Annotated in this window: 24 protein-coding genes; 17 read left to right on the top strand and 7 right to left on the bottom strand. The window is 62.1% G+C overall.

Annotated features, from left to right (window positions below; all coding sequences use genetic code 11):
- Positions 1-141 precede the first annotated feature (141 nt).
- Positions 142-2,145, top strand: coding sequence for an aldo/keto reductase (locus A6U86_RS21300; RefSeq protein WP_068394980.1), 2,004 nt, complete (start codon positions 142-144; stop codon positions 2,143-2,145).
- Positions 2,146-2,268: 123 nt separating this feature from the next.
- Here the strand turns inward: A6U86_RS21300 and A6U86_RS21295 are convergent, their stop codons facing one another.
- Positions 2,269-2,802, bottom strand: a complete 534-nt coding sequence (locus A6U86_RS21295; RefSeq protein WP_068394978.1) for a methylated-DNA--[protein]-cysteine S-methyltransferase — start codon at positions 2,800-2,802, stop codon at positions 2,269-2,271.
- A 232-nt stretch (positions 2,803-3,034) separates the two neighbouring features.
- Here A6U86_RS21295 and A6U86_RS21290 point away from each other — a divergent pair, with 232 nt between their 5' ends.
- Positions 3,035-3,370 (top strand): DUF6665 family protein, encoded by a 336-nt coding sequence (locus A6U86_RS21290; RefSeq protein WP_068395028.1) that lies wholly within the window; start codon positions 3,035-3,037, stop codon positions 3,368-3,370.
- Between the two features lie 3 nt (positions 3,371-3,373).
- On the opposite strand, the gene A6U86_RS21285 is transcribed toward A6U86_RS21290, so the two are convergent.
- Complete coding sequence (locus A6U86_RS21285) at positions 3,374-4,573, bottom strand: ROK family transcriptional regulator (RefSeq protein ID WP_068394976.1); 1,200 nt, start codon at positions 4,571-4,573, stop codon at positions 3,374-3,376.
- A gap of 231 nt (positions 4,574-4,804) precedes the next feature.
- Here A6U86_RS21285 and A6U86_RS21280 point away from each other — a divergent pair, with 231 nt between their 5' ends.
- The 6 genes from A6U86_RS21280 (at position 4,805) to A6U86_RS21255 (ending at position 10,854) form a co-directional block, all read left to right on the top strand.
- Entirely contained in the window at positions 4,805-6,043 is a 1,239-nt protein-coding gene (locus A6U86_RS21280; protein ID WP_068394969.1) for an extracellular solute-binding protein, read from the top strand.
- A 71-nt stretch (positions 6,044-6,114) separates the two neighbouring features.
- Entirely contained in the window at positions 6,115-6,999 is an 885-nt protein-coding gene (locus A6U86_RS21275; protein ID WP_068394968.1) for a carbohydrate ABC transporter permease, read from the top strand.
- Positions 6,999-7,844, top strand: coding sequence for a carbohydrate ABC transporter permease (locus A6U86_RS21270; RefSeq protein WP_068394967.1), 846 nt, complete (start codon positions 6,999-7,001; stop codon positions 7,842-7,844). Before A6U86_RS21275 ends, A6U86_RS21270 begins: the two co-directional genes overlap by 1 nt.
- Complete coding sequence (locus tag A6U86_RS21265; protein ID WP_068394966.1) at positions 7,841-8,863, top strand: SIS domain-containing protein; 1,023 nt, start codon at positions 7,841-7,843, stop codon at positions 8,861-8,863. The genes A6U86_RS21270 and A6U86_RS21265 overlap by 4 nt, the downstream gene beginning before the upstream one ends.
- On the top strand, positions 8,864-9,793 hold the full coding sequence (locus A6U86_RS21260) for a PfkB family carbohydrate kinase (protein ID WP_068394965.1): 930 nt from the start codon (positions 8,864-8,866) through the stop codon (positions 9,791-9,793).
- Positions 9,790-10,854 (top strand): ABC transporter ATP-binding protein, encoded by a 1,065-nt coding sequence (locus tag A6U86_RS21255; protein WP_068394964.1) that lies wholly within the window; start codon positions 9,790-9,792, stop codon positions 10,852-10,854. The genes A6U86_RS21260 and A6U86_RS21255 overlap by 4 nt, the downstream gene beginning before the upstream one ends.
- Positions 10,855-10,880: 26 nt before the next feature.
- On the opposite strand, the gene A6U86_RS21250 is transcribed toward A6U86_RS21255, so the two are convergent.
- On the bottom strand, positions 10,881-11,516 hold the full coding sequence (locus A6U86_RS21250) for a class I SAM-dependent methyltransferase (RefSeq protein ID WP_068394963.1): 636 nt from the start codon (positions 11,514-11,516) through the stop codon (positions 10,881-10,883).
- A gap of 141 nt (positions 11,517-11,657) precedes the next feature.
- Between A6U86_RS21250 and A6U86_RS21245 the strand changes: the two genes are divergently transcribed.
- The 9 genes from A6U86_RS21245 to A6U86_RS21205 all read left to right on the top strand — a co-directional run bounded on the left by A6U86_RS21245 (position 11,658) and on the right by A6U86_RS21205 (position 22,722).
- Positions 11,658-12,332 carry a response regulator transcription factor gene (locus A6U86_RS21245; RefSeq protein ID WP_068394962.1) on the top strand — a complete coding sequence of 225 codons (675 nt, stop codon included), beginning with the start codon at positions 11,658-11,660 and terminating at the stop codon, positions 12,330-12,332.
- The gene (locus tag A6U86_RS21240) at positions 12,329-13,732 is read left to right on the top strand and encodes a HAMP domain-containing sensor histidine kinase (RefSeq protein ID WP_068394961.1); all 1,404 of its coding nucleotides are present in this window, start codon (positions 12,329-12,331) and stop codon (positions 13,730-13,732) included. The genes A6U86_RS21245 and A6U86_RS21240 overlap by 4 nt, the downstream gene beginning before the upstream one ends.
- Before the next feature lie 156 nt (positions 13,733-13,888).
- Positions 13,889-15,031, top strand: coding sequence for an MFS transporter (locus A6U86_RS21235; protein WP_343287076.1), 1,143 nt, complete (start codon positions 13,889-13,891; stop codon positions 15,029-15,031).
- 115 nt (positions 15,032-15,146) lie between these two features.
- Entirely contained in the window at positions 15,147-15,821 is a 675-nt protein-coding gene (locus A6U86_RS21230; RefSeq protein WP_068394959.1) for a response regulator transcription factor, read from the top strand.
- Complete coding sequence (locus tag A6U86_RS21225) at positions 15,818-17,155, top strand: HAMP domain-containing sensor histidine kinase (RefSeq protein ID WP_068394958.1); 1,338 nt, start codon at positions 15,818-15,820, stop codon at positions 17,153-17,155. The genes A6U86_RS21230 and A6U86_RS21225 overlap by 4 nt, the downstream gene beginning before the upstream one ends.
- A gap of 266 nt (positions 17,156-17,421) precedes the next feature.
- Positions 17,422-18,051: an outer membrane protein gene (locus A6U86_RS21220; RefSeq protein ID WP_068394957.1), complete on the top strand. Its 630-nt coding sequence runs from the start codon at positions 17,422-17,424 to the stop codon at positions 18,049-18,051.
- Positions 18,052-18,115: 64 nt separating this feature from the next.
- A complete protein-coding gene (locus A6U86_RS21215) occupies positions 18,116-19,318 on the top strand; it encodes an efflux RND transporter periplasmic adaptor subunit (protein ID WP_083196931.1) in 1,203 nt (400 codons plus the stop codon).
- 9 nt (positions 19,319-19,327) lie between these two features.
- Entirely contained in the window at positions 19,328-22,456 is a 3,129-nt protein-coding gene (locus A6U86_RS21210; protein WP_068394955.1) for an efflux RND transporter permease subunit, read from the top strand.
- Complete coding sequence (locus tag A6U86_RS21205; RefSeq protein ID WP_068394954.1) at positions 22,453-22,722, top strand: hypothetical protein; 270 nt, start codon at positions 22,453-22,455, stop codon at positions 22,720-22,722. Before A6U86_RS21210 ends, A6U86_RS21205 begins: the two co-directional genes overlap by 4 nt.
- A gap of 72 nt (positions 22,723-22,794) precedes the next feature.
- Here the strand turns inward: A6U86_RS21205 and blaOXA are convergent, their stop codons facing one another.
- The 4 genes from blaOXA to A6U86_RS21185 form a co-directional block, all read right to left on the bottom strand.
- The gene (gene blaOXA, locus A6U86_RS21200; RefSeq protein ID WP_068394953.1) at positions 22,795-23,598 is read right to left on the bottom strand and encodes a class D beta-lactamase; all 804 of its coding nucleotides are present in this window, start codon (positions 23,596-23,598) and stop codon (positions 22,795-22,797) included.
- A gap of 11 nt (positions 23,599-23,609) precedes the next feature.
- Positions 23,610-24,347 (bottom strand): SIMPL domain-containing protein, encoded by a 738-nt coding sequence (locus tag A6U86_RS21195; RefSeq protein ID WP_083196930.1) that lies wholly within the window; start codon positions 24,345-24,347, stop codon positions 23,610-23,612.
- A 39-nt stretch (positions 24,348-24,386) separates the two neighbouring features.
- Positions 24,387-24,773 carry a hypothetical protein gene (locus tag A6U86_RS21190; RefSeq protein WP_068394951.1) on the bottom strand — a complete coding sequence of 129 codons (387 nt, stop codon included), beginning with the start codon at positions 24,771-24,773 and terminating at the stop codon, positions 24,387-24,389.
- Positions 24,774-24,854: 81 nt separating this feature from the next.
- A complete protein-coding gene (locus A6U86_RS21185) occupies positions 24,855-25,751 on the bottom strand; it encodes a sterol desaturase family protein (protein WP_068394950.1) in 897 nt (298 codons plus the stop codon).
- Positions 25,752-26,290: the final 539 nt, after the last annotated feature.

Here is a 26,290-nt window from a genome sequence, read left to right as displayed (position 1 = left end):
CTCAAAGCAATTCCAGGAAAAGTGCGCAGCAGTTTTCCGTCCGGAATTGCCCAAAACAAAGGCTTGGAGCGCTTCAGCGATCGACGTGGCGCGCTCCGACCCCTCCCAAGACAGCATGCAGATTTACGAAAGGATCGTTCCATGAGTACAGATACACCCATCCGCTGGGGCATTATTGGCCCCGGCAGGATCGCCCAGACTTTTGCCGAGGGTGTCGCCCATTCCCGCAGCGGCAAGCTGGTCGCCATCGCCAGCCGCAATCCGGACAAGCCTGGTCTCGGCGACGGCTTCCCCGGCGCGCGCATCGTCAATGGCTATGAAGCGCTGCTCGCCGACAAGGACATCGACGCCGTCTACATCGCCACACCGCACACCGGCCATGCCGAATGGGCGATCAAGGCAATCCGCGCCGGCAAGCATGTGCTTGTCGAGAAGCCGATCGCGCTCTCGGCTTTCGATGCCGAGGCCATCTACTACGAAGCCAGGAAGGCCGGCGTCTTTGCCGGCGAGGCCTTCATGTACCGCGTGCATCCGCAGACCGCCAAGCTGATCGAACTGGTGAAGAGCGGAGCGATCGGTGAACTGCGCATCATCCGCTCGTCCTTCGGTTTCAACATGGGCACCGTCAAGCCGGAACACCGGCTGTTTGCCAACGAAACGGCCGGCGGCGGCATTCTCGATGTCGGCGGCTATCCGGTGTCGATGGCCCGCCTCATCGCCGGCGCTCGGGACGGCAAGCCGTTCCTCGATCCCGACAAGGTCTCCGGCGTCGGCCATCTCGGCCAGACGGGCGTCGACGAATGGGCATCGGCGGTGCTGAAATTCCCGAACAACGTCATTGCCGAAGTCTCCTGCTCGATCATGGCGAACCAGGACAACACGCTGCGCATCATCGGCTCGGAAGGGCGCCTCGAAGTCACGGATTTCTGGTTCGCTTCCGGCCACAAGGGCGGCGTCGGCAAGATCGAGCTCATCAAGGGCGGCGAGAGCCAGACCATCGAAGTCAAGGAGGAGCGCTGGCTCTATTCCTTCGAAGTCGATGCCGCTGGCGATGCCATTCGTGCAGGCAAACAGGAATTTGCCTATCCGGGCATCGGCTGGGCGGATTCGATCGGCAATCTCCGGGTTCTCGATCAATGGCGCGCCTCCATCGGTCTCGAATACGAGGTCGAGAAGGCAACCCACAGGACGAAGAACATTGCCGGTGCGACCGTCGTCAAGGGCAACAGCATTCCCAAGCGCAGCATTCCGGGCGTCGCCAAGCCGGCATCGCTCGTCATGCTCGGCTTCGAATTCTTCCCGAACTTCGCCTCGGCATCCCTGACGCTCGACGCCTTTTATGAAGCCGGCGGCAACGCCTTCGACACCGCCTATGTCTATAGCGGCGGCAAGACGGAGAGCATCTTCGGCGATTGGCACACCAGCCGGAACGTTCCGCGCGAAGAGATCGTACTGATCGGCAAGGGCGTGCATTCGCCGTTGTGCTACCCGGACATGATCGGCAAACAGCTCGACCAGTCGCTCAACCGGCTGAAGACCGACTATGTCGATATCTACTTCATGCATCGCGACAATACCGACATTCCGGTCGGCGAGTTCGTGGATGCCATGGATGCGGAGGTCAAGGCTGGCCGTATTCGCGGCATCTTCGGCGGCTCGAACTGGACGCGTGCCCGATTCGACGGGGCAATTGCCTATGCCGAGAAGAACGGCAAGGCAGCTCCGGCGGCGCTTTCCAACAACTTCTCGCTCGCTGAAATGCTCGATCCGATCTGGGCCGGATGCATCGCAGCTTCCGACGATGAGTGGAAAGCCTGGCTGAATGCCAAGCAGCTCCCGAACTTCGCCTGGTCGAGCCAGGGTCGCGGCTTCTTCACCGACCGTGCCGGCCGCGACAAGCGAGACGACGAGGAACTGGTTCGCGTCTGGTATTCCGATCGCAATTTCGGCCGCCGCGACAGGGCGATCGAACTGGCGCAGAAACTCGGCCGCAACCCGATCCACATCGCGCTTGCCTATGTCATCGCCCAGCCGTTCCCGGTGATACCGCTGATCGGACCGCGCACGATCGCCGAGCTGGAAGACAGCCTGTCGGCGCTCGATATCAAGCTGACGCCCGAACAGGTGAAGTGGCTCGAAGGCTAAGACGATACGGCGGCTGGCGGCGCCATCGCCAGCCGCGCCCAAATGGATAAAATCGAAACAGCCCATCCGGCTTTCCGGATGGGCTGTTTGCATTAGAGCTGCCGGCAATCCCGCGGCATTCGCTCAAGCAGCGAAGTCGAAGGCTTTCGTCTCGGTCCCTTCGAGGCGCAGCAGGTAGACCTTGCGCTCGAGACCGCCGGCAAATCCTCTGAGATCACCCGCCGAGCCGATGACCCGATGGCAAGGGGCGATGATCGAGATCGGGTTGCGGCCATTGGCAGCGCCCACCGCCCGGATCGCTTTGGCGGCCCCGATCTCCGCTGCGATCTGGCTGTAGGTACGCGTCTCGCCGAAGGGAATGGCCAGCAATGCATGCCAGACTTTCCGCTGAAACTCCGTTCCGGAGAAGTCGAGCGGGAGATCGAAAGATGTTCGTTCGCCGGCGAAATACTCCCGGAGCTGCCGCTCCGTCTCCAGCAGGACGGGATGGTTTTCATCCTCCGCAACGATTAGCAGAGGCACACGGTTGGGCCGATCATTGTCCCATAGGATCGCGGCAAGCCCGTCATCGCTGCCGACAAGCTTCAGCTCTCCGACGGGCGAGGCGATGATCCGGCAGACATACTGCTTACCGGCGTCTCGTGAAGCTTTGGTCATGCAGATATCCTTTCACCGAATCACACCACAAGGGCTAGGCTATCTCTTTGCGGTCTTGGCATAGGACCCCAAATACCCGGCATGAGCCACCCGAAAAGCGTCCTGACGACAGGAAATTCAATGGCCCGCATTGCGTGTCCTGACGATCAAAATGCCGCAGCCGTGATCTGGAAATGACGCTGGAATTGTGCAGAATCGGCTGAGGACAGATCATCAGCATGCGGAGCTTGAGATGACAGTTCGCCTGCCCGGCAGTTTGAATCCCACCAACATGATGGCGACCGGCCTCGGGATTCTCGAATATGAGCTGATGTCGGAGCGTGCCAGCACGCTCGGCCAAAACGGCCTGAAGGTCGAGGCGGCGCTTGCTGCCCTGCAAGAGGCCGAAGCCAAGGGCAAGCACGGCGTCGAGCACGAACGGCTGGTCGATACCGCAGCACAAGCCGTCTGGGCCATGTTCATTCATCGCGAGATCTGCGGCCTGCGCAATGGCCGCGAGATCATCCAGCGCTACGGCATTCCGAACAAGGTGCTGGCTCGCCTCGGCGCAAGCCCGCGCCATCCCTAAACGTCAGGACTTCAGGATCGCCGAGAAACGCGGATCGAAGGCATGGCCGATCGGCTCGACCGCTGCGCCGCGCGCAACGGCCCAGGGATCTGTCATGCCGAGCTGCAGGCGCGGCAAAGGCCGGTCCGCGCGATCGGCATTGGACGGCAACAGCGGCTGCATGGCGTCGATCAACCGCGTCGCAAGCGCTGCAGGCGCGCCGCCACACAGGATCACAGTCTGCGGATCGAAGACGGTTTCGATGAGATGCACGCTCCAGCGCAGGTCGATGGCCGCCTTTTCGATCCAGGCCAGAATCTCCGGATCACCCGCGGCGGCACGCTTGTCTATCAGCGAATAGATATCAGGCGTCATCGGATCGACGCCCAGATGCTCGTAAAGCGAAGCCAGGGAGGCGTTATGCTCCACGGTTCGCCGGCCGCTGACCGACAATAGCGCCATGCCGATTTCACCGGCATTGCCGCGGGCGCCGCTATAGAGCTCGCCGCCGAGGATCAGCCCCGCGCCGATACCGTAGCCGACATAGAGGCAGACGGCATGATCGAGCCCATGCGCGGCGCCGACCATGCGCTCGGCGGTGGCGCAGGCAGCGGCGTCGTTTTGCAGGGTGACGTTGAGGCCGGTGCCGGCCGACAGCGTTTCGAGAAGCGGGAAACGCTGCCAGGGACCCATCATCCAGGGATTTTCGGCCTCATCCTGGTCGGTGCCGAACGGCCCCGGCATGGCGACCCCAAGCCCGACAAGGCGCTTCTCCGCCTGTGCCGCAAGCAGCTTGAGCTCGGTGCGGATTTCCTGCACGAGCTGCAACACCACGGGCGTGCCGGTGACCGGTCCACCGGCCGGCAGGTTTGCCTCCTTGCGGATCAACACATTGCCGACCAGATCGACAGCGATGGCCCGTGTGATGTGACGGTCGATCTGCAGGCCGATCGCGAAGGCGCCTTCCGGCACCAAGCCATAGGGCGTCGAGGGTTGGCCCCGGCCGCGCCGCACGGTTTCCCGCGAAGTCACCAGCCCGTCGTTTTCCAGCTCCTCCATGATGTTGGAGACCGTCTGCTTCGTCAGGCGGGTCGCGCGCGCCAGATCGGCGCGCGACAGCGCACCGTTCAGTCGCAGGGCATCGATAATCACCCGCCGGTTATGGGCACTGGTGCCTTCGTGGTTCGTTCCGCTCGTAGCCCGGATCGGGCGAATATCGTTCATCTGTTTTTGCCTCTTGACACCAATAGAATATTGAAGAACAAATTAGTCAAGACAATTGACTTAAAAGAAACCACAGAGTTTCATCAGGGAACACGCAGGGAGCTCCAGGGCTCCGAAGACATGCCGATCCATGTTCGGCAGATGCCCGGCCAATTGCCTGCCCGACAACCGAAGGCGACGCTTCAGCCGCCCTCGGGAACATCGCGTGACTGTCAAAAACTGGAGGATGGAATGTTGAAATCATTGAACAAGACATTGCTCGGCGCAGCGCTGATTGGCGTATCTTTCGCCTCGCATGCCTTTGCCGAAACGACGATCAATGCCCTCTTCATGGCGCAGGCCGCCTATAGCGAAGCCGACGTGCGCGCCATGACGGATGCCTTCTCCAAGGCCAATCCGGACATCAAGGTCAATCTCGAATTCGTGCCTTACGAAGGCCTGCACGACAAGACCGTGCTGGCGCAGGGCTCCGGCGGCGGCTACGACGTCGTGCTCTTCGACGTGATCTGGCCTGCCGAATACGCGACCAACAAGGTTCTGGTCGACGTTTCCTCGCGCATCTCCGACGACACGAAGAAGAACGTCCTGCCAGGCGCCTGGACGACGGTCCAGTATGACGGCAAGTACTATGGCATGCCGTGGATCCTCGACACCAAGTATCTGTTCTACAACAAGGAAATCCTGGAAAAGGCCGGCATCAAGACGCCGCCGAAGACCTGGGACGAGCTGAACGAACAGGCCAAGACAATCAAGGACAAGGGCCTGCTGGCAACGCCGATCGCCTGGAGCTGGTCGCAGGCGGAAGCCGCAATCTGCGACTACACCACGCTCGTCAGCGCCTATAAGGGCGACTTCCTGAAGGACGGCAAGCCGGACTTTCAGAATGGCGGCGGCCTCGATGCGCTGAAATACATGGTCAACAGCTACAAGTCCGGCCTCACCAATCCGAACTCCAAGGAATTCCTCGAAGAGGACGTCCGCAAGGTCTTCGAAAACGGCGATGCCGCCTTCGCGCTGAACTGGACCTACATGTACAACATGGCCAACGACCCGAAGGACAGCAAGGTTGCCGGCAAGGTCGGCGTCGTGCCGGCTCCGGGCGTTGCCGGCAAGAGCGAGGCTTCGGCCGTCAATGGCTCTATGGGTCTCGGCATCACCACGGCCAGCAAGCATCCGGATGAGGCCTGGAAGTACATCACGTTCATGACCTCGCAGGCGACGCAGAACCAGTATGCCAAGCTCAGCCTGCCGATCTGGGCATCGTCCTATAGCGACCCGGCCGTGACCAAGGGCCAGGAAGAACTGATCGCGGCCGCAAAGGTCGGCCTCGCCGCCATGTATCCGCGTCCGAACACGCCCAAATATCAGGAACTGTCCACGGCACTTCAGCAGGCGATCCAGGAATCGCTGCTCGGCCAGTCTTCTCCGGAAGACGCGCTGAAGTCTGCTGCTGACAACAGCGATCTCTGATAGTCTAACCGGGCGGCGCATTGCGCCGCCCGCCTCTCATCCTCCATGAAGAATGAAAGAAGGGGCCCGTCATGTCCGGCACCTCCATGACAACTCGCGCCTGGTTTTTGATGTTGCCGCTGCTGGTGATGATGATCGCCGTCATCGGCTGGCCGCTCATCGATACCATCGGCCTTTCTTTCACCGATGCAAAGCTTGTCGGAACCGGCGGTAATTTCGTCGGCATCGACAATTACGCGAAGATGCTGGCGAATTTCAATTTCCAGCGCACCCTGATCACCACTGCCTGGTTCGCGATCATCTCCGTTGCCGCCGAAATGGTGCTCGGCGTGCTCGCCGCGCTGCTGTTGAACCAGGACTTCAAGGGGCGCGGCGTGCTGCGCGCGCTGATGATCCTGCCCTGGGCGCTGCCGACAGTCGTCAATGCCACGCTCTGGCGGCTGATCTATAATCCGGAATATGGCGCTCTCAACGCAGCGCTGACCCAGCTCGGCCTGCTGGACGCCTACCGCTCCTGGCTCGGCGAACCTGGCACGGCGCTGACAGCGCTCATCGTTGCGGACTGCTGGAAGAACTTCCCGCTGGTGGCGCTGATTGCGCTTGCAGCACTGCAGGCCGTGCCGCGCGATATCGTTGCCGCCTCGCTTGTGGACGGCGCCGGTCCTTTGAAGCGCTTCCGTTTCGTCATCCTTCCCTATCTTGTCGGACCGTTGATGGTGGCGCTAGTGCTCCGCACCATCGAGGCCTTCAAGGTCTTCGACATCATCTGGGTCATGACGCGCGGCGGCCCGGCAAACAGCACACGCACGCTGTCGATCCTCGTTTATCAGGAGGCATTCTCCTTCCAGCGAGCGGGGTCCGGCGCGTCGCTTGCCCTGATCGTCACGCTGCTGGTCACGGTGCTGGCCGCCGCCTATGCCGCCCTTGTCCGCAAAACCGCAGGGAGTGCCACCTGATGGAACGCAAGAGCCCGCTCTTTACCTGCTTCATCTATGTCTGCGCCATCCTGCTCGCAGTCGTTATCCTGGCGCCGATCGCCTGGCTTTTCATCATGAGCATTTCGCCGGCTGCCGACCTTGCCGCCAAGCCCTTGCGCTGGTGGCCGCAGACGGCGGATTTCTCGCGCTACAAGGTGCTCTTGTCGACGCTGGAAAACAGTGAGGGTGCCGCCTTCACCTCGTCGCTGCGCAACAGCATCGAAGTGGCAGGCATGGCCACCATCGCCGCGATCGCACTCGCCATCCCGGCCGGCTGGGCCGTGTCTCGCACGCCGTCTGTCGGCTGGTCGCTCTCCATGGTGATCGCCACCTACATGCTGCCGCCCGTGGCGCTCGCCGTGCCGCTCTATATGGGCCTTGCCTATCTCGGCCTGCTCAACAACGTCTTCGGCCTGGCGCTCGTCTATCTGACGATCCTGGCGCCGTTTACGACCTGGCTGATGAAATCCGGCTTCGATTCCATTCCGAAGGAGATCGAGGCGGCCGCGATGATCGACGGCGCCGGGCTGTTCCAGACTCTGAGGATCATCACGCTGCCGCTTGCCATGCCCGTGGTGGCGACCTCGGCGCTATTCGCCTTCCTACTTGCCTGGGATGAATTCTTCTATGCGCTGCTCTTCACCTCCGACCAGCGCGCCAAGACCCTCACCGTCGCCATTGCGGATCTCGCCGGCGGCCGTGTCTCGGATTACGGACTGATCGCGACTGCCGGCGTGTTGGCCGCCCTGCCCCCGGTGCTGATCGGCCTTGTCATGCAACGCGCCCTGATCTCCGGGCTGACCAATGGCGGCGTCAAGGGATGAACATGACCAAAGAGAAAACCCGCCCCGAAGGCCTTGCCGCCATCGATCGCGAAATGGGCCGCCAACATGCCGACGCGCTAGCCTCCTTCGAAGCGGCAACCGATATGGCCGCCAGGGCCGCCGCCTCGCTGAAGCGCACCGGCCGGCTGCTCTTGCTCGGCATGGGCGGCTCCCACGCCGTCAACCGTGCGGTCGAGCCTCTCTATCGCGCCGCCGGTATCGATGCGGTTGCGCTGCCGCTCTCCGAACAGCTCGGCCAGCCGCTGCCGCTTGGGGGACGGACGATCTTCGTGACATCGCAATCCGGCGAAAGCGCCGAGGTCGTGCGCTGGTTCAACGAGACCGGCGGCACGGCCGACACTTTCGGCCTGACGCTGGAGGGCGGCTCTTTCCTTGCACGAACCGCGCCTTCTCTCGTCGGCGCCGGCGGCACCGAGCTTGCCTTTGCCGCAACACGCAGCCTCACCGTAAGCTTCGCGCTGCATCTGGCGATTTTCGCCGCACTCGGGCAGGATCCCGCGCGCGCTTTGGTGGTATTGCAGGCTCCTGAGACGCCCGCTATCGAGCCGGCCCTTGCAGCCCTCGCCAATGTCGCGACGGTCGTCACCTCGGGCCGCCGCCTGCAGGGCGTTGCCGAGGCGCTGGCGCTTGGCCTCACCGAACTGTCGCGCCGTCCCTGCTTCTCGCTCGAAGGCGGCCAGCTGCGGCATGGACCGATGGAAATGCTCGGCCCTTCGATCGGCGTAGTGCTGTTTCGCGGCAATGATGCGACAGCCAGCCTGGTGACCGCCATGGCCGTTTCCGCTGCCGAAACCGGCGCACCTGTGGTGATCTTCGATGGTTCGCAGGAAGAGGCGGTGTCGGGCTGCGTGACGCTGCACTTCAAACCGGAAACCGGCCTTGCCGCCATCTTCCAGATGCTGCCTGTGGCACAATTGCTGATGATCGCCTTTGCCGACGAACGGGTGGAGGATGCCGGCACGCCGGTGCGCACCACCAAGATCACCCGGAGCGAGTGAATGAAGCCGCTTGCAGTCATCGGCAACGTCAATATCGACCTGATCCTCGGGCCGGCCGCACCTTGGCCGAAGGCCGGCACCGAGATCATCGTCGATCATGACGAGCTGCGCGTCGGGGGCCAGGCGGGCAATAGCGCACTTGCCTGGGAAGGCCTCGGAGTCGATTACGAGATATCAGCCAATGTCGGCAACGACCAGTTCGGCCGTTGGCTGAGCGAAGCTTTTGGCGCACGCAGCAGCAATTGGCCGGTACGTCCTGAGGGCACAACGCTCTCGGTCGGCATTACCCATCCAGACGGCGAGCGCACCTTCTTCACCACGCGCGGCCACCTGCCACGGTTCAATCTGGCTGACGTGCATGCGGTGCTCGACGGCCATCGGCTCAGCGGCGGCTATATATTGCTGTGCGGCGCCTTCCTCACCGAAGATCTCACCCGGGATTACGATGCCCTTTTCGACTGGGCAGACAAGCACCGGATCACCGTTGCACTCGACACGGGCTGGCCGCTCGACGGCTGGACGGAGAAGAATTGCGATGCAACGCGGCACTGGCTCTCCCGTTGCGGCGTTGCCTTGATGAATGAGGTCGAAACGACGACGCTTGCCGGCATGGACGATCCAGTCGAGGCCGCAATCGCTCTTCGATCGCACATGCCTGAGGGCGCCATCTTCGTCGTCAAGCGCGGCCCGGACGGGGCGATCGCCATCGACGCCGACGGCACGTCGGTTTCGGCCGCGGCACCACGCGTCACGGTCGTCGATACGATCGGCGCCGGCGACGTCTTCAATGCGGGCTTCCTGGCCGCCCTTGCCCGCGGCGAGCCGCTTGCGGCCTGCCTTTCGGCAGGAACCGAAGTTGCCTCCCGCGCCATTTCCACTCTGCCGCGCAGCTACGGCCCGGCCAAAGCATCCGAGGAGGCCGTTCGATGAGCGCGCTCGAAATCCAGAATATCCGCAAAAGCTATGGCGAGCTGGAGACGCTGAAAGGCATCGACATTTCGCTTGAGAGCGGCGAGTTCCTGGTGCTGCTCGGCTCGTCAGGCTGCGGCAAGTCCACGCTTCTGAACATCATCGCCGGGCTTGCCGAGGCAACCAGCGGGGATATCCGCATCGGCGATCGCTCCGTGCTCGGCGTCCATCCGAAGGACCGCGACATCGCCATGGTGTTCCAGTCCTACGCGCTCTATCCGAACCTCTCGGTCCATCGCAACATCGGCTTCGGCCTGGAAATGCGCAAAGTGCCTGCCGCCGAGCGCGACAAGGCGGTGCGCGAGGCGGCGAAGCTCCTGCAGATCGAGGCGTTACTGGAGCGCAAGCCAAGCCAGCTTTCCGGCGGCCAGCGTCAGCGCGTGGCGATCGGCCGGGCGCTGGTGCGCAAGCCTGAGGTCTTCCTGTTCGACGAGCCGCTTTCCAACCTCGACGCCAAGCTGCGCATGGAGATGCGCACCGAGCTGAAGCGCCTGCACCAGATGCTGAAGACCACCGTCGTCTACGTGACGCACGACCAGATCGAGGCAATGACGCTTGCAACCCGCATCGCCGTGATGCGAGACGGCAGGATCGAACAGCTCGGCACGCCGGACGAGATCTACAATCACCCGGCAACACTCTATGTCGCCACCTTCGTCGGCGCGCCACCGATGAACCTCCTGAACGCAACCGCCCATCAAGGTTCCCTCTGCATCGACGGAACCACGATCACCCTGCCCATGCCGCCGACGAAAGCGGAGATCAAGCAGGGGCAGGAGCTGGTGGTCGGCATCAGGCCGGAAACGCTGCGGCTTGACGAACAAGGCAAGCTCGAAGCCATTTGCGAAGTGGCGGAATTGACGGGTCCGGAGCTGATCGTGACGGCGCAAGCCGGTTCGCAGCGGCTGATGGCCTGCCTGCCGCCGCGAACCGCAATTGCCGAAGGGCAGGTGCTGAAGCTCGGTTTCGACGCCAATGCGCTGCATCTTTTCGACCGCGCCACCGGCCTTCGCTGCGAATAGGTTTCGCAGCCTTCCGGATCGCCCGGTCAATCGTCAAAGGCGTCGAGATGGCGAGGCGCACCGCCTGCCATCTGCCGATCGAGTCTCTCGTTCGGCCAGATCGGCGAGCGTGTGATCCGATAGACCGAAGCCGGCGGCAGGTTGAAGAGGGTTCCTCCCACCCTTTCCGTCTGCAGCCCGAGGAAATTCAGAACGTCATCCGACACGGGGCAGCGTGGGCCATAGGTGAACTGGTAGAATGCGCCGGCCGGCCCGAGGCAGCGAAATGCGCCTTGCATGATCTTCACCACCTGGCGCGTCGGCATGGAGAGCAGGCCGAGGCCGCTCAACACGGCTCCGGCACTGCCCTCGCGCAATGCCGCTGATGCCGCCATATCGGCGGCGCTCATCTGCAACACGCGTGCGGCCGGAAAGCGGCGCTTCAACAAGACTGCAAAATCCGGATTGAGCTCGACCAGGGTCAGGTTGTGCTCCGCCACGCCGCAGTCGCGCAGTGCCTTGGTGAAGACTCCCGTGCCCGGTCCAAGCTCGATAACCGGCCCCGTCGCCACCGAAATATCGCGTGTCATGATTTTCGCCAGCGCCCGGCTCGACGGTGCGATGGCTGCAGTGCGAAGAGGAGCTGCCGCCCAATGGCGCAGGAAGAAGAAGCTGTCTCTCATGATATCGATTCGTCCCTTGTTGGTTGATTGTCTTCCCAGGGATCTCGATGGTTCGTCTGACGCCTGCATTGCTTCTAAACGTCATGTTGTCGCAATGTCGCCTCGGCAAAAATTCCAAGACGAATGGCGAAAGGACGAAGGATGCGGCTCCTTGTGGTCGAGGACGAGCCGGAAATGGCGCTGGCCCTGCAATCTGCGCTGCGGCGGTACGACATGATTACCGATCATGCCGACGACATGAGCATGGCCATGGAAATGATCCTGGAGGGCTCCTACGATGCCATCATCCTCGACCGCGGCCTTCCGGACGGCGACGGCCTTTCCCTCATTCCCAAGATCAGACAGCACAAGTCGAACATACCGGTGATCGTGCTCACTGCCCGCGGCCGGCTTGCCGAGCGTGTTGCCGGCCTCGATGGTGGCGCCGATGATTATCTGGCAAAGCCTTTCGCCTTCGAGGAGCTTCTGGCGCGGCTGCGCGCCGTGCTGCGGCGGCCCGACCATATCAGCCCGATGGCCGTCAGGCTCGGCCGTGTCGTCCTCGACCTGGACCACCGCGAAGCCAGGGTGGAGGGCATGCGCTTCGATCTGCCAAGGCGCGAACTCCTTGTCCTGGAAGCACTGATGCGGCGCGCCGGTCGGATGGTACCGCGCGAAATCCTGATGGAATCGGTCTTCGGCATGAGCGACGAGGTCCAGTCCAACACACTCGACAGCCATATTTCGAGGCTGCGGCGCAAGCTTGCCGAGGCGGATGCCGGCGTCACCATCAACGGCGTGCGCGGGGTCGGCTATATGCTGATGGAGCAGGCATGAAGGAGGCGGCTGGCCGTTCGCTGACATGGCAATTGATCCGGCGGCTGCTGATCCTCCAGAGCCTGATCCTTCTTTTCGTTCTCGGAGCCCTGTTCCTGAAGGGCGATCTCTTCGCCTTTCGCTCGACCGATCGAACCATCGAAGCTCTTCAGCACGCCATCCAGCGGGACGCAGCCGGTGCATTGCAGCTGCGTGCTACGGCGGAGCTGACAGCGCTCAGGGGAACCGAGCCAGGCCTCTGGTTCATCATCCGCGATGCACGAGGAACGAAGATCTCCGAAGGCCCGATCCCGGCGATCTTTACCCGCATCAGTGAAGCGCTGCCCGGCATCGGCCAGGCCCGCTTCGGATCGACGGTCGACGCCGCCGCCATGGATCGACCCGAGGCGCGCATGCGGACTGTCTATACGCCGGCAGGCGAGATGCAGATCCTGACGGGAACCGAAAGCAAGGCGCCGCCAGCCATCGTCGCGCTCGGGCTTCTGCTTGTCTTTCTCAAGGTCGGCCTGCCGATCATGATCGTCATCGTTTTCGGCATCCTGGTCGCCACACCTCTCGTCGTGCGCGGCGCAGTGGCCGGCATCGCGAAGGCGGAAAAACAGGCCGCCCTGATCGATATCGGCCAACGCGGCGTACGGCTGGAAACCGCGGGCACGCCGCCCGAGATTGCCTCGCTGATCAGCGCCGTCAACGAAGCCCTTCGCCGGCTCGACGACGGCTACGAGCGGCATCAGCGCTTCCTGGCAGATGCCGCGCATGAGCTCAGAACTCCGATCGCCATACTCGGCACCCGCATCGCCGCGCTGCCGCCGACCCCGGAACGCGTACAGTTGATTGCCGACGTGGCGCGGCTGACGACGCTGACCGAGCAGCTGCTCGACATCGAGCGCCTTCAGCGTGATATGGCCGAGTTCAGGCCCATCTCGCTGCTGGCGCTCGGCAAGCGGGCGGTGAGCGATATGGCGCCACTTGCCTTTCCAGCCGGCTACCAACTGGATCTTATCCATGAAGGGCCGGACGACGCCATTCATGGCGACGAGGCGGCGCTGGAGCGTGCGCTGGCCAGCCTTATCCAGAACGCCATCGATCACGGCGGCGGCAAGGGAACGATCAGCATTCGCATCGCGCCCGGACTGATTGACGTCTGCGATGATGGTCCAGGCGTGCCGCCCGCCGAGCGTGATCGGATCTTCGAGCCCTTCTACAGGCTGAAACCGCGCTCCAGCGGGACAGGCCTCGGCCTTCACCTGGTGAGACAGATCGTGGAATTGCACGGGGGCAATGTCACGGCCGATACCAGCCCCACGGGCGGCGCGCGACTGACCATCGATCTGACATCGGATCGCCGGCGGATATTGCCGGCGAAACAGGCCGGCAGCACCTATCCCCAGCCTCGATGAAGCAATTGTCGGTTGCCGCATAAATTTCGCTTCCCGTAATGTTGCCGCAAGGCGATGGGCCGACTCTGATGGTCTAACGATCATCGGAACAGAACCGTGCTTCAACGACTTCAACGCAACGCGCGATGGCCTTTTGTCGGGCTTCAATTGAGCAACGTGGCCCTGAATTTCAGCCATGCCTTCGCGACGGTGCTCTATCCCTGGATCATGTATGATCTCACCGGCAGCGTGGTCTGCATGGCGCTGATGGCGTTCATCAACGGCGGCGTGCTTCTGATCGGCATGGCGTTCGGCGGCTATGTGGCGGAGATGCTCGGCATCCGCCATACAGCGCTCATTTCCGCAAAAATCGGCGCGCTGACGTCGCTGCTGATTGCCGCGCTCTATACCGCCGATTTTCTCAACCCCGGCACTCTCCTGTTTCTCGGCCTTCTAAGCTCCATTCTCGATGGGCCGGCGACGGTGGCGACCGAAGTCAAGGTTCCGGAAATTGCCCGGCTTTCGGGACTGTCGAAGACCGATGCCAATTCCATCGACGATATGATTGACGGCCTCGTGCTGCTCACGGCCTCGGCAGCCAGCGCCTTCATCATCGCCGCCATAGGTTCGAAAGATGCCGCATGGTGGATCACCATCTGCAATTTTGCCGCCATGATGCTTCTGTCGTTCAGCCTGCCGAAATTTCGGCTGCGGGCAGCGCCGCACTTGCTTGACATCATCGTTGCGGGAAGACGGTTTCGCGGCGCGCCCATTTCGCTGCCGCTGGCGCTTTGCGCGAGTGCGGCACTCGGCTTTTTCATGACGCTGCAGATTTTCCTCGTGCCGGCGGCCTTGCGGCTGCAGGGCGAGTCCGTGGCATGGCTCGGCATCTTCATTGCGGCGTCGGCCACGGGCACGATCATGATGAACCTGCACCTGGCATCCCGCCAGGACAGGCCCACGCCATCCTCCACCGTTTCGAGGGCTTTCCTGGGACTGGCACTTGCGACGGGACTGATGTGGATCGAGATTTCGCCGCTGACGATGATATTGGCCGGCCTTGTCGCGGGATTGGCAAACGGCTGGCTCTCGCCGGCTTTCGTGGCGATCCTCCAGGTGAAGGCGCCGCGCGATATCAGGCCCCATGTGATGGGCCTTTCCTATTCCGTCGTTCTGTTGTTTCTGCCGCTCGAATATATGCTGACCGGCGTGGCCATCGGCCTCACATCCTTCAAGACGACCTGCATTCTCGCAATATTCCTCTTGTCCCTGGCGGCGGCCGTCAGCGCCGCCTGGCTGGAATGCATCGAGAATGACTAGCCGGAAATAGACCGGACAAACCACCGCCAATGCGAGAAGCACGCCATTGCGCGCAATGATGCCGCAATGTTGATCGCTATGTCTTATAAAACCATTCCGTTTCAAGGAGAGAAGAATGCGCCTCTTGCTGGTGGAGGATGAGCCACAGATGGCGGATGCGCTGACGACCGCACTGCATCAATACGACATCATCGTCGATCACGCGCCGACACTGGAATTTGCGAGAAGCGCCGTCTCGGAACATGTCCATGACATGATCGTGCTCGACCGGCAGCTGCCTGACGGCGACGGGCTGGAACTCATCCGGCATCTGCGTTCAATCGGCGCAACAGTGCCGGTCATCGTACTGACAGCCCGCGGCTCGCTCGCCGATCGCGTCAACGGCCTTGATCTTGGCGCGGACGATTATCTTGGCAAGCCTTTTGCTCTCGAGGAACTTCTGGCGCGCATCCGCGCCCTGATGCGTCGGCCGGCCAATGTGGCGCCGATGGTCGCCCGGCTCGGCCAGCTTGAATTCAGCCTCGATAACAGGGAGGCCCGGATATCAGGCAAACTGCTGGACTTGCCGAGGCGCGAGCTTCTCGTGCTGGAAACACTGATCCGCCGGCAAGGCAGAACAGTCCTGCGCGCGGCGCTGGAGGAAGCCGTCTATGCCTTTGACGACGAGATCCAGTCGAATGCGCTCGATTCGCATGTGTCGCGGCTTCGCAAAAAACTCGCGGATGCGCAGGCGGGTGTGGAGATCCATGGCATTCGCGGGGTCGGCTATCTGTTGAGGCCAATCGCATGAAACGTGCCAAGGCAAAATCGCTGAAGCGCCGGCTGATCGCGCAGCTTCTGCTTTTCCAGGTCGGCATCCTCCTTCTGTTCAGCGTGGCGTTCGTCGCCTACCTGATACAGGCGGGCGAAGGCATCGTTCTCTCAGATCCCGAGTTTGCTGATGCTGCCGGACGCGCAATCGAGCGCAAGGCCGACGGCCAGCTCGTTCTCAACGAGACGGACGAGATCGCCAAGCTACGCCAAAGTTCGGCGGACTTCTGGTTCGTCGCCCGCAGCGAAAAGGGTGAAATCATTCAGACCGGCAATGTGCCTGCGGTTTACGCGGCGATGGCGGAACACCTGGATCGCATAACCTTCGGCGATATCCGGGATACCAAGCCCCCTTTCTCCTATCTGGCCGTCATACGCAACACATCCGGCCCCGCGGGAAACTTTACCGTGATCGGCAAGGGCGACGTCTTCAGCATGACATACGCCATCCTGCTTCTCTCGAACCTGCTGATGGTGCCGATCCTTGTGCTGCTGGTCATCGTCACGATCATTGTCATTCCCTGGATCGTCAGCAGGGCATTTTCCCGCTTGTCCACCGTCGCCAAGGAAGCCGAAGCCATCGATATCGACCGGCGCGGTTACAGGCTGCCGAAAACGGGAATCCCTCGCGAAGTCATGCCGCTCGTCAATGCGATCAACGGTGCGCTTCAACGCCTCGATGAGGGGCACGAGCGCCATCAGCGCTTCATTCTCGATGCGGCGCATGAATTGCGGACCCCTGTCGCCATTCTGCAGACGCGCGTCGAGACAATCGTCGAGGGGCCCATCCGCAACCGGCTTCTGTCCGATGCGGGCCGCATCTCCGCGCTTGCCGAACAGCTGCTCGATCTGCAGCGTCTGGATGTCATCGGCGCGAACTTCTCGCCCGTCGATCTGGTGGACATATGCCGCGATGTTGCCGCCGACATGGCGCCCTTGGCCATCGCGCAGGGATATGACCTTTCGCTCGAGACAAGGCTCGACCGCCTGATTGTCCAAGGCGATGCCGGAGCGCTGCGCCGCGTCGTCTTCAACATCGTTCAGAATGCGATCGAGCATGGCGGCGGCAAGGGAAATATCACGATCAGGATCGACAGGCGCGCAATCATCGAGGTGACTGACGAAGGTCCGGGTGTACCCGTTGCAGAGCGCGAGAGGATCTTCGAACCCTTCCATCGCCTTCATCCGCATGAGCATGGGGCCGGGCTCGGGCTCAATCTGGTCAGTGAAATCATGCAGCGGCATGGCGGCAATGTCATCGTCTTGGACGGTCCACAGGGTGGCGCCTGCTTTCGCCTGTCTTTCCCGAGTTAGCGGCTGGACGCACCCAATCTTCCTTAACAGATAGTTAAATTTTTCGCTTCAACCCTATAAAAATACTGAATAATTTTTCAATATTTTTGAATCCTGCAATGTACCCGCAATTCTCGCAGGCAAAATGATCCGCATCTCCTGAGACCGATCCGTTCCCAAGACGGACGGCGCTGGAGACCAGCAGGAACCGGTTTCCGGTTCTCCAACGCAAATAGAGACCTTGCGAGCGCCTAGGGATGGCGCATGGGTTTCGTATGGAGTTATCAATGTCTCTCAGCGCAAAATCTTTCCTGTTCGCGGCTCTGGCCATTGCGGCTGCAACCAGCGCATCCGCAGCCGACCTCACGACCTATCAGGCTCCGGACGCCGGCTACGACCAGCCGCCGGCCTTCAGCTGGGGTGGTGCCTATTTCGGCGCGCATGGCGGCATCGCCTCGCCGAAGCTGAACCCCTTCGCCAGCGGCAAGGGCCTGACCGCCGGCGTGCAAGCCGGCTACAATTTCCAGGTGGGGCCTGGCATCCTCGGTGCGGAACTGGAAGGCTCCTACCTCGGAAATAACGAGGTGAACGTGCCGCACGGCAAGCTGGAAGAACGCTTCCGCGGTGCCGCCAAGGCAAAGGCCGGCCTGACCTTCGACCGCACGCTGGTCTATGGGACGGCGGGTCTGACGATGACGAAGTTTGAAAGCGGAAGGGGCGTCTCCGGCCCGAGCGGCTGGAAGCAGGGCTACCTCTTCGGTGGCGGCATCGAGCAGGGCTTCGGCGGCGGATTGTCGGCCAAGGTCGAATACAACTACGTCATGACCAATGATGTATCGACGACAAGCTCCAGCGGCAGGTCGAAGACCGATGTTCGCGACCACGTCATCAAGGCCGGTCTGAACTATCGCTTCTGATCCGGCAGGTTCCGCAGACGTCGGCACGGCTTTCAAGCAGGCCGTGCCTGGCGGGGAGCGGCGAATGACGGCTAATCAAACCCCGAGCCAGCCGCATTCGCCGCTCTCACTTTTGAGACGACAGTCTGAGTTGGATGCCATGACAAGCCGCATCACCAAAATAACGATCATCCTGGCGCTGGTTGCGCTGGGCGTTGCAAGCGCCGTGATCGCGCCGGCCAGCCGTGACATCAGCGGGGCGGCCCAGATCCCGCAGGCGCCGACGGCCAAGACGATCGAGGTCACCTCCATGGAGGTGATGCGGGTTCACTGGCGGACCTACAGCCAGGAGATCAGCATCAACGGCTTCATTCAGCCGGCCCGGCGCGTGACGCTGACTGCAAGATTGTCCGGGACGCTGGCATCCGTCGAGGCTGACGTGGGAACGGCCGTGCGCGCCGGCGACGTCATCGCGCGCTTCGACACCGAAGCCCTGACGCTTTCGCTGAACAGGCTGGTCGCGACGACGGATGCCAAGGCGGCAACGCTTCTGCGGGCGCAGAAGGATCTTGAGCGCACGCGCAGCCTTGTCGCCACCGGAGGCGTCGCGCAGGCCAAGCTGACCGAGGTTGAGACCGACGTGGCGGTGCTGAAAGCGGAGCTACGGGCGCTGCAGGCCGAACAGGCGGAAGCGCAGCGCGCCCTCAACGACGCGGTCGTCACCGCACCTTTCGATGGCATCGTCAATTCGCGCAGGATCAATCCTGGCCAGGCCGTATCGATCAATACCGAGCTGTTCGAGATCGTCGATATCGCGCAGCTGGATCTCGTGGCCCTCATTCCTCCGCAGGAGAGCGCCGGACTTTCGATCGGACAGACGGCGTCCATCAGGATCGAAGGATTGCCCGACGAGACTCTGTCGGTGCAGCTCGACAGGATCAGTCCCGCAACCCTCGACAATTCGCGCTCGCTGCAGGTCTATCTGAGGCTCCAGCATGTCGTTCCCGGCCTTCGGGGCGGCATGTTCGGCCACGGTTCGTTGCAGACCGACAGCCATGACAACATTCTCGCCGTGCCCGCCGCCGCAATCACTACAGAAGGCGGTGAAACCCTTGTCCGGAAGATCGTCGACGGCGTCGTGCACCGACAGCCGGTCACGCTCGGCACGGCGAAGGTCGGCGAGGATCTCCTCGAGGTTCGAACCGGACTGAGCGAAGGTGATGACGTCATAACCGTTCCGCTCCGGGACGCTGCCAACGGCACCTCCGTGAAGATCGCCGAGCGCTAGGGATCACCGATGTTTCTTGCCCGTATCTCCATTCAGCAGCCCGTTTTTGCGACCATGGTCATGGTCGCCATCGTCGTCCTGGGGATCACCGCCTGGTCGCGCCTGCCCGTGGACCTTCTGCCCTCCGTCGATTTGCCGACCGTCGTCATTTCCACCAATTACGACGGCGCATCGGCGCTTGCTGTCGAGCAACAGGTCAGCCGGCCCATCGAGGAAAGCATCGGCGCCATTGCCGGTATCAAGAAGATCACCTCGAAATCATCGACTGGCAATTCCCTCGTCATCGCTGAATTCTCGCTTGAAACGCCATCGAGAGCGGCGGCGGATGAGGTGCGCGACCGCATATCGCGGCTGCAGGATGTGCTTCCCGAGGGGGCGGATCGGCCCCTCGTCATGCGCTTCAATCCGCAGGACGCGCCGATCATGTCGCTCGCCGCCTTTTCCTCGGATCTTTCCCTCAGCCGGATGACGAAGATCGCCGACACGACGATCGTGCCCCGGCTGCGGCGTGTGCCCGGCGTGGGCCAGGTGACACTGGTCGGCGGCAGTGAAGATCAGGTGCGAATCCAGCCCGACCCGGCCAAGCTGCTTTCCTTCGGCATTCCGATGCCCACGGTCATCGAAGCCATACAGCGGGCCACGCGTGATAGCGCTATAGGCTCCATCGTCTCGTCGACACGCGAGCGCAGCGTGACCGTCAGCGTGCAGCCGGGCAGCGTCCGGGATTTCGCCGATATCGTCATCACCCAGGACAGCGCCGGACGCCCGATCCGGCTCTCGGAAGTCGCTGATGTGATGGAGGCCGGGGCCGACCCGAAGAGCCGGGCCTGGTTCAATGGCAAGCCTGCACTCGGCCTCGACATCAACAAGCTCGAAGGCGCCAACACCGTCGACGTTGCAAATGGCGTCGAGCGGGAACTGGCTCAACTGAGGAAGGACGACGCGCTCAAGGATATCGGCATCGTCGTGTCGCAGGACAGTTCGCGAACGATTGTCGGGCAGATCGGCGACGTGCAAAGGACCATCATCGAGGGCGGCGCGCTGACCATCGCCATCGTCCTTCTGTTTCTGAACTCCTGGCGCTCGACCATCATCACGGCGCTCACATTGCCGGTCTCCGTCATCGGCACCTTCGCGGCCATGGCCGTCCTGGGCTTCAGCCTCAATCTCATGACCATGCTGGCGCTGTCGATCTGTATCGGCATTCTGATAGACGACGCCATCGTCGTCAGGGAAAATATCACGCGCCACGCTGCCATGGGCAAGGATCGCAAGCGGGCGGCGCTGGACGGCACATCGGAAATCGGCCTTGCGGTGCTTGCTACCACGCTCTCTATCGTCGCCGTCTTCCTTCCCGTCGCCTTCATGGGCGGGGTGATCGGCCGGTTCTTTCTGCAATTCGGCATCACCGTCTCCGTCGCGGTGCTGATTTCGCTCTTCGTTTCCTTCACGCTCGACCCGATGCTTTCCAGCGTCTGGGCGGATCGTCCCTCGTCAGGTAAAAGAGGACGCCTTCAGGCGATGCTCGATCGCTTCGACCATGGCTTCGAAAGGATCGCACAGCGTTATGGCGGCATCGTCGGCTGGTGCCTTGCACACCGGGCCGTGACCTCCCTTTGTGTCCTCGGGTTCTTTGCCGGAACTCTTTGCCTCATCCCGCGCATCGGCACGGAATTCGTGCCGAAATCGGATCAGGGCATGGTCGCGGTCGGCCTCACCTTGCCGGAGGGATCATCGGTCGAATATACCGCCTCCAAGATCAGGCAGGCCGAAACCATCCTGCGGCAGTTTCCGGATATTCTGGATCTCTATTCGACCGTCAACAGCGGCGACGGCGCCAACACCAATGAGGCAAGAATTGCCGCTTCCATGGTGTCGGCGGACAAGAGAACGATGACGTCCGTCGCGATCGCGCCGAAGCTGCGCGACGCCCTAAGCCCGCTTGCAGGCGCCACGGTCGAGGTGGGGCAGCCCGGAGAGATCTCCGGCGCCGAGGCAAAAACGATCCAGATATCGATCCTGGGCGGCGACCTGAACGTGCTGGAGCGCCTCTCGCTAGATATGAAGGCAAAGCTCGGCAAGGTCGCAGGGCTCATCGCGCTCGAATCCTCCGCCGACAAGAAACGGCCGATGCTGATGATCCGGCTTCGCGCCGAGCAGGCGGCCGATCTCGGAATTTCAACCGCGACGATCGAACGCAATCTTCGGCCGCTGGTGGCTGGCGAAAAGCTGACAAGCTGGGCTCATGGCGGCGACGAATCCCGCTATGTCGCCATTCGTTTGCCGGAAGCAGGCCGCCGCACGATCGAGGATCTCAGGCAAATTCCCATCCCCGTCACAAGGGTCGGCGCAACGGGCCCGGCGACAACCGTGCCGCTGGCGCAGGTCGCCGATGTCTCGGAAACCCTCGCGCCACAGACGATCGTCCGCCGCGACGGGGATCGCGAGGTTCGCCTCTCCGCCAATCTCAGCGGCCAACCCCTCGGTGTGGTTGTCCGCGACATCCACACCGTCATCGGCTCGATGGAGCTGCCGGCAGGCTACCGCATCACCATCGGCGGCGAGGCGGACGACATGATGGAAAGCTTCGGCTATGCGGCTCAGGCACTGGTGCTCGCAGTCATCTTCATCTACCTCATCCTTGCTTCGCAATTCGGTTCCTTCGTGCAGCCGATCGCCATCATGACCAGCCTGCCGCTTTCGATCAGCGGCGTACTGGGCGGCCTTCTGCTAACCGGGTCGACGATCAACATCTTCTCGGTGATCGGCTTCATCATGCTGATGGGCCTGGTGACGAAAAATGCCATCCTGCTGGTGGATCACGCCAACAAGCGCCGCCAGGAAGGCGCCAGCATGCGGCAGAGCCTGATCGATGCCGGCACGATCCGTTTCCGGCCGATCGTCATGACCACGTCGGCCATGATCATCGGCATGTTGCCGCTGGCGCTCGGCTTTGGCGAAGGCGGGCAGGAGCGTGCCTCGATGGCCCATGCCGTCATCGGCGGCCTCCTGTCGTCGACGGCGCTGACGCTTGTGTTCGTGCCGGTCGTTCTGTCCCTGATCGAAAGCTGCAGGACAATGCTAATGAGGAGAAAGGTCAATCCGGAGACGGATAGAGCGGAGGATGTGCCCGCATGAGGAGACAAAGCGCCTGGTTTCGCGTCAAGGCCTATGGCTATGGAGCAGGCCTGCCCTGCAGCTGGCAAGGCTGGGCGGCGCTGACAGCCTACGCCCTGGTCCTCGGAGCAGTCTTCGCCATGGGAGAAACATGGCGGGACGGCCATCCGGCGAGCTACGTGCTCGCGATCTTCATTTCGACGGCCTTGCTGTTCCTGGTCAGCTGGTGGAAAAGCGACGCCCCATGGCGCTGGCGATGGGGCGGAGACAAGGGCAATGGAATGTGAATGCGCCAGGTGTCCGGGCGTTTCAGGAGCAAGTCCGTTTAAACGTCCATGCTCCGGAAATGCCGGCGTCACTCATATCGCATCGGGTTTTTTGAAGAGATCGGCAAGAATGGCATCGCGCGCCCGTTTGCCGGCCGAGCCCGGTATCTTCTGTTCCTCGCCGATCAGACGCGCAAAGACGATTTTGCGATCGCCTCTGACTGCCCAGCCGACGAACCAGCCATACATCTTGAACCGGTCGCTACGGATACCGATCCGCGACGACGGCATGGCGCCAGTCTTGCCATAGGCATGCCAGCCGGATTGCTGCACCCCATAGTCGGCTATCCTTGTCGTCATGTCATAGGCCAGCTCGCTCACTCCCAGCTCCCGCCGCACCAGCTTTCGCAGAAAGGCGAGCTGCTCGACGGGGGAGATCTTCAGCGACGATCCAAGCCAGGCATGCGTCAGGCCATCATGCTTGCCGGGATTGCCCGACACGTCGGCGTTGCCGTAGTTGAACTGCTTCGTATAGGCCTGAAACTTGATGGGGCCGAGCGCCTCCGTGAGACGCTGCGAATACCAGACGATGGATTTTTCCATCCAAAGACGCGGGGTCGCGCTATCTTCCCATGTCGTCGGCCAATCCGAATAGCCCTTCACGAAGGGCCAGACCGGCTTTGACTCGTCAGCCAGAACATGGGCATCGTAGCCCATGAGGCTCAGGGCCAGCTTGAAGGTCGATGCCGGTGACAGACGGCGGTCGCAATCCCCCTGTTTCAACAGGACCTTGCCGCTTTCGACGTCCTCCACGACGGAGCAGATGGTCTCGGCTTGCGAAATGGCAGGCAGTGCGGCAAAGGCCACGGTCGCCGCGGCGAGGCATATATATCTCATGATGTTCTCCCTTACCGTGCGACCAGATAGGACACCGCGACGCGCGCCGTGATGACATTCTTGCCGGTTTCGATCGGCACGCCGGCGTCCGAACTGGCGGCGCGCAGCCTTGCTTCCGTAGACGCATAGGGAAATATGGTCGCCGCGGGCTGATCTTCGATGGCGACGATCGGCCCGAGCTTGAGGCCCGACGCCTGCGCCACGGCGCTGGCGCTTTTCGCTGCGGCGGCCACGGCATGCTTGCGCGCTTCATCGACAGCACCGGCAGCATCCTCCACGAGAAAATCGACCGAGCCGCCCTCGTTGACGCCGTTCTTCAAGGCGACATCGAGGACATTGCCGACCTCGGCAACCTTGCGAACGCGCACCATCAGCGTGTTGCGGGCATCATAGCCCGAGATGGTCGAGGAAGGCGCCGTGCCATCGGGCTTCGCCGTATAATCGAAGCGCGGTGAGATCTGGAAATCCGCGCTCTGCATGTCGTCTCTCCCGATGCCCAGCGACACGAGCGCGGCAATGAGCTTGCGGGTCGCCTCCGTGGAGGCGGCAACCGCCTGGCTCGCCTCACCGGCCTGGCGCAAAACCGTCAGGCGGACGACGGCGATATCCGGGCTGCGAAGGATCTGCCCCTCGCCGACGACGCGAATGAGGCCTGCGCCCTGGCCTATCGTTTCCTCGGCCCGTGCGGATCCAGCCAGAGCAATGGAAAGACTGGCGATGGCAACTGCGATCATGGAACTACGCTTCATGTCCTGTAATCCTGCGACTGGAGGTATTGACGCCTGAGCCTATTCGCATTCGAGCGAAGGCTGCCGGAAGCTGGTCACGTACCAGTCCGAGCCGGAGCTTCGGGTATAGAAGGTGTAGAAACATTCCGTTCTCTCGACATAGCCGGGGGTCTCCGTGACCTCGTAGCGGCTGCCGCGCCGTGTTTCCTTCACTTCGCCGGTGGATTGGCCCGGCACCACCTGCGTCTTCTGCTTGCGCCATTGATAGGCCCGCTCGCCGGGACGCAGATCATAGACATTGTCAGGCGGCCCATAGTCGAGCATGACGCTGCTGATCGGCGCGCCGATATAGCTCTTCATGATTTGCGAGGCGCAGGCCGAGAGGACCAGCAAGACCGTCAAGGCGGCAATGCCGAGCGGGAACCGCTTGATGCGAATGGCAGACATCAGGAACGTCCTTTTGCAACTGAAGAGAGACCGCGGCAGGGGTACGTCGGCTGGATTACGGCAGCATTGCGTGAGACCGCATCAGCCGTCTTTTGTCGCGCGCCCAATAATCTGGCGAATCCCATCCTTTCGGAAAGGCTGTGCCAATTGCCGCAGGAAGCCTTTGGCGATCTGGCCGCGAATACCGATATCGGTGGAGGACGGGCGGTCGGGATTGAAGTAGGTGCCTAACAGCAGATCGAAGAACACGACGTTTTCGCCGTAATTCGTGTTGCCCTCGCGGATATCCTTGGAATGATGCCAGCGATGCAGGCGCGGCGTGCTGAAGATATAGTCGAAGAAGCCGGTCCTCATGTCGACATTGCAATGGGTGAGAATGCCCATGAAGGCCGTGACGGCGCCGAGCCACCAGAAGACTTCAAGCGGCGCGCCCATCAGATAAAGCGGGATCTGGCTGAGCGCGACCTTGAACAGCGAATCGGCAATATGAAAGCGCCCGGTATTGATGACCCAGAGGCGCGTCACGCTGTGGTGCAGGGCATGGAATCGCCAGAAGAAAAGCCGCTCATGAGCAATCCGGTGTGACCAGTAGAGGCCGAATTCAGCTATGACGACGGCCATGGCCACCTGCACGGGCATGGGTATCGCAGCCGGCCAGGCATCAAATCGCGCGCCGGCGAGAGGTTGCAGCACGGTCGCGGCGAGCATCGGAAAGACAACGGCCAAGAGCGCGACGATCTGCACCAGCCCCTTGGTCAAAAGCGTATGGGCAATATCGTTTGCCGTTTCGCCGTCGGCAAGCAGCCAGCGCCGCTCATAGGGGATATAGCGCTCTAGCAGAAAAAGCAGCAGCACCTCGCCGGCATAGACGAGAGCGAAGGCAAGCATGGGCCGCTCGCTCGAAAAAGCGAAATGAGCGCCCAGCAGGCCGGTAAAGAACACCAGCGGCCAGGATGAGAAGGACAGGATCGTCTTCATCGCCGATCCAGCCAGTCCAGCAGCTCGGGGCAGGACCGGGCGCGCCCATCGCTGAAGCGCCCGTCGGTGCATGGGTTTACACGAGGCCGCCGCGGCCGGCGATCGTCATCCGGCCATTCGCGCCATAGATCCTGCCGCAAGGCTCGCCTGAGTTCGGCGCAGGTTCGCGGTCTGCCATCGCTGACGCGACCATCGGTACAGGGATCGTATCGGTACTGGATGGAGAGAACAGGCGGCTCCCTGGGCTCGGAGCCTGGCTGCGACCCCGAGAGGCAGTGTCCACCGGTCAGGACAACACAGGCCAACAGGAACGGTAATTGCATAACATCCGCCTTCGATTGATAGGACGGCGGCAATTTCCGCAGACTGAGTTGCGTGAGCATTGCGGTTTTCGGGAGAAATGCTCGTTGGCCGTTTTAGGGTTCTATGTGCCCCATTTTCACGTCCGCAGCCTTTTGCATAGGCGGTTTGATGCTGCTTGATGCTGTGGTTTATTTTGGGTGTTTTGGGGCTGGTTTTGGCGTGGTTGCGTGCTTGCG

It is taken from the genome of Rhizobium sp. AC27/96, from assembly GCF_001692325.1.
In the GTDB taxonomy this organism is placed as follows: domain Bacteria; phylum Pseudomonadota; class Alphaproteobacteria; order Rhizobiales; family Rhizobiaceae; genus Rhizobium.
This window is presented reverse-complemented; position numbering and strand designations above follow the sequence as displayed.

What these genes read in the sequence shown, in the direction of transcription:
- A6U86_RS21265 (WP_068394966.1), top strand. Translation starts at nt 7,841, where the DNA reads ATGAACATGACCAAAGAGAAAACCCGCCCCGAAGGCCTTGCCGCCATC.
- A6U86_RS21255 (WP_068394964.1), top strand. Translation starts at nt 9,790, where the DNA reads ATGAGCGCGCTCGAAATCCAGAATATCCGCAAAAGCTATGGCGAGCTG.
- A6U86_RS21250 (WP_068394963.1), bottom strand. Translation starts at nt 11,516, where the DNA reads ATGAGAGACAGCTTCTTCTTCCTGCGCCATTGGGCGGCAGCTCCTCTT.
- A6U86_RS21185 (WP_068394950.1), bottom strand. Translation starts at nt 25,751, where the DNA reads ATGAAGACGATCCTGTCCTTCTCATCCTGGCCGCTGGTGTTCTTTACC.
- A6U86_RS21285 (WP_068394976.1), bottom strand. Translation starts at nt 4,573, where the DNA reads ATGAACGATATTCGCCCGATCCGGGCTACGAGCGGAACGAACCACGAA.
- A6U86_RS21300 (WP_068394980.1), top strand. Translation starts at nt 142, where the DNA reads ATGAGTACAGATACACCCATCCGCTGGGGCATTATTGGCCCCGGCAGG.
- A6U86_RS21205 (WP_068394954.1), top strand. Translation starts at nt 22,453, where the DNA reads ATGAGGAGACAAAGCGCCTGGTTTCGCGTCAAGGCCTATGGCTATGGA.
- A6U86_RS21230 (WP_068394959.1), top strand. Translation starts at nt 15,147, where the DNA reads ATGCGCCTCTTGCTGGTGGAGGATGAGCCACAGATGGCGGATGCGCTG.
- A6U86_RS21190 (WP_068394951.1), bottom strand. Translation starts at nt 24,773, where the DNA reads ATGTCTGCCATTCGCATCAAGCGGTTCCCGCTCGGCATTGCCGCCTTG.
- A6U86_RS21295 (WP_068394978.1), bottom strand. Translation starts at nt 2,802, where the DNA reads ATGACCAAAGCTTCACGAGACGCCGGTAAGCAGTATGTCTGCCGGATC.
- A6U86_RS21195 (WP_083196930.1), bottom strand. Translation starts at nt 24,347, where the DNA reads ATGAAGCGTAGTTCCATGATCGCAGTTGCCATCGCCAGTCTTTCCATT.
- blaOXA (WP_068394953.1), bottom strand. Translation starts at nt 23,598, where the DNA reads ATGAGATATATATGCCTCGCCGCGGCGACCGTGGCCTTTGCCGCACTG.
- A6U86_RS21245 (WP_068394962.1), top strand. Translation starts at nt 11,658, where the DNA reads ATGCGGCTCCTTGTGGTCGAGGACGAGCCGGAAATGGCGCTGGCCCTG.
- A6U86_RS21270 (WP_068394967.1), top strand. Translation starts at nt 6,999, where the DNA reads ATGGAACGCAAGAGCCCGCTCTTTACCTGCTTCATCTATGTCTGCGCC.
- A6U86_RS21260 (WP_068394965.1), top strand. Translation starts at nt 8,864, where the DNA reads ATGAAGCCGCTTGCAGTCATCGGCAACGTCAATATCGACCTGATCCTC.
- A6U86_RS21280 (WP_068394969.1), top strand. Translation starts at nt 4,805, where the DNA reads ATGTTGAAATCATTGAACAAGACATTGCTCGGCGCAGCGCTGATTGGC.
- A6U86_RS21275 (WP_068394968.1), top strand. Translation starts at nt 6,115, where the DNA reads ATGTCCGGCACCTCCATGACAACTCGCGCCTGGTTTTTGATGTTGCCG.
- A6U86_RS21220 (WP_068394957.1), top strand. Translation starts at nt 17,422, where the DNA reads ATGTCTCTCAGCGCAAAATCTTTCCTGTTCGCGGCTCTGGCCATTGCG.
- A6U86_RS21240 (WP_068394961.1), top strand. Translation starts at nt 12,329, where the DNA reads ATGAAGGAGGCGGCTGGCCGTTCGCTGACATGGCAATTGATCCGGCGG.
- A6U86_RS21290 (WP_068395028.1), top strand. Translation starts at nt 3,035, where the DNA reads ATGACAGTTCGCCTGCCCGGCAGTTTGAATCCCACCAACATGATGGCG.
- A6U86_RS21215 (WP_083196931.1), top strand. Translation starts at nt 18,116, where the DNA reads ATGACGGCTAATCAAACCCCGAGCCAGCCGCATTCGCCGCTCTCACTT.
- A6U86_RS21210 (WP_068394955.1), top strand. Translation starts at nt 19,328, where the DNA reads ATGTTTCTTGCCCGTATCTCCATTCAGCAGCCCGTTTTTGCGACCATG.
- A6U86_RS21225 (WP_068394958.1), top strand. Translation starts at nt 15,818, where the DNA reads ATGAAACGTGCCAAGGCAAAATCGCTGAAGCGCCGGCTGATCGCGCAG.